1 protein-coding gene is annotated in these 2,539 nt (G+C 70.0%); it reads left to right on the top strand.

All coding sequences use genetic code 11. From position 1 onward, the window contains the following. The coding region (locus tag Q0W90_RS24195; protein ID WP_297777182.1) for an amino acid adenylation domain-containing protein at window positions 1-2,539 on the top strand (2,539 nt) is incomplete at both ends.

The following is a 2,539-nucleotide window of genomic DNA, read 5'->3' as shown; positions in this document are numbered from 1 at the left end:
CCACGAGAGTTTGCGCACCCTGTTCCCGGCGCACCAGGGCACCCCTCAGCAGGTCGTCGTGCCCGTCCACCGCGCCGACTTCGGCTGGGACGTCGTCGACGCCACCGCATGGCCGGCGAGCCAGCTGGATGACGCCGTCAAGGCGGCGACACGCCACGCCTTTGACTTGGCGGCCGAAATACCCATGAAGGCACGGCTTTTCACCGTCGCCGAAGATGAGCACCTGCTGGTGATCGTCGTACACCACATCGCCGCGGACGGCATGTCGCTGACGCCGTTGGGCGCCGATCTGAGCCTGGCCTACACCAACCGGTGCGCCGGGCGGGCCCCCGGCTGGCCCGAATTGCCGGTGCAGTACATCGACTACACACTCTGGCAGCGCGCCCAGTTCGGCGACCTCGACGACGGCGACAGCCGCATCGGCGCTCAACTGGCGTACTGGGAGCACGCCCTGGCCGGCATGCCCGAACGCCTCGAGCTGCCCACCGATCGCCCCTACCCGCCGGTGGCCGATCAGCGCGGCGACAGCGTGGTTGTCGATTGGCCGGCCGAGCTGCAGCAGCAGGTTCGCCGGGTGGCCCGCGAGCACAACGCGACCAGCTTCATGGTGGTGCAGGCCGCCCTGGCGGTGCTCTTGTCGAAGGTCGGCGCGAGTTCCGATGTGGCGGTGGGCTTCCCGATCGCGGGGCGGCGCGACCCCGCGCTCGATCAACTGGTGGGCTTCTTCGTCAACACCCTGGTGCTGCGCGTCGACCTGGCCGGCGACCCCAGCTTCACCGAGCTGCTAGGGCGGGTCCAGGCGCAGAGCCTGGCCGCCTTCGAGCATCAGGACGTGCCGTTCGAGGTGCTGGTCGAGCGGGTCAACCCGACCCGGAGCCTGACGCATCACCCGCTGGTGCAGGTGATGCTGGCCTGGCAGAACTTCGCCGGCCATGACGACCCCGCCGCCGGCCTGGCGTTGGGCGACCTCGAGGTGTCCTCCGTACCGGTCGAGGACCAGTCGGCCCGCATGGACCTGGTGTTCTCCCTGGCCGAGCGGTGGACCGAGAACGGACAGGCCGCCGGCATCGGCGGGCGGGTGGAATTCCGCACCGATGTGTACGACGCGAGGACCATCGAGGTGCTGATCGGCCGCTTGCAACGCGTCCTGACCGCGATGTCCGCCGACCCCACGCACCCGTTGTCGTCGCTGGATCTGCTCGACGAGGCCGAGCACGCCCGCCTGAAAGAGCTTGGCAACAACGCGGTTTTGACCCGGCCGACAAACGCGCCGGTGTCCGTGCCGGAATTGTTCGCCACCCAGGTGGCCCGCGCGCCGGAGTCCGTGGCGCTGGTGTGCGACGGCCTGTCGGTGACCTACCGGGAACTGGACGAGGCCGCCAACCGGTTGGCGCGTTACCTCGCGTCCGCGGGCGCGGGACCGGGACGGACTGTGGCGCTGCTGTTTTCGCGGTCGGCCGAGGCCGTCGCGTCGATCCTGGCCGTGCTCAAAACGGGAGCGGCCTACCTGCCGATCGACCCGTCCTCGCCCGACGCGCGCATCGAATTCATGCTCGGAGACGCCAAGCCGGTCGCCGCGGTCACCACCGCCGATCTGGCCGGGCGGTTCGACGGTCGCGGCGTGACGGTCATCGACGTCGACGATTCCCGCATCGACACCTTGCCCGAGACGGCCTTACCGATGCCCGGCCCCGACGGTGTCGCCTACCTGATCTACACCTCGGGCACCACCGGTGTCCCCAAAGGCGTTGCCATCACCCACCGCAACGTCACCCAACTGCTCGGATCGCTGGACGCCGGCCTGCCGGCCGCCGGGGTCTGGTCGCAATGTCACTCGCTGGCATTCGACGTCTCGGTGTGGGAGATCTTCGGTGCGCTGCTGCGCGGCGGCCGGCTGGTGGTCGTCCCCGAGTCTGTGGCGGCTTCCCCGCAAGACCTGCACGACATCCTGGTCGCCACGGAAGTCAGCGTGTTGACGCAGACCCCGTCGGCGGTGGCGATGCTTTCGCCGGAGGGGTTGGACTCCGTGTCACTGGTGATGGCCGGCGAGGCCTGCCCGGCCGAGGTCGTCGACCAGTGGGCACCCGGGCGGGTGATGGTCAACGCCTACGGCCCGACCGAGACCACGATGTGTGTGACCATCAGCGCGCCCCTAGCGGCCGGGACGGGGACAGTTCCGATCGGCTCCCCGGTCCCGGGGGCCGCGTTGTTCGTGCTCGACGACTCGTTGCGGCCGGTGCCGCCCGGTGTCGTCGGGGAGCTGTACGTCGCCGGATCCGGCGTGGCCGCGGGGTATGTCGGCCGGCCCGGTCTGACCGCGTCGCGGTTCGTCGCCTGCCCCTTCGGCGGGGCCGGAACCCGCATGTACCGGACCGGCGACCTGGTCCGCTGGGACTCTACTGGGCAACTGCAGTGCCTCGGCCGCGCCGACGAGCAGGTCAAGGTCCGCGGTTACCGCATCGAACTCGGCGAAATCCAGTCCGCCCTGGCCGGATTCGACGGCGTCGAGCAGGCCGTCGTCGTCGCGCGTGAAGATGGT

This window comes from Mycobacterium sp. (assembly GCF_025933915.1).
Taxonomy (GTDB): Bacteria; Actinomycetota; Actinomycetes; order Mycobacteriales; family Mycobacteriaceae; genus Mycobacterium.
The sequence above is the reverse complement of the archived record's forward strand: the minus strand, read 5'-3'. Positions and strand labels throughout refer to the sequence as shown.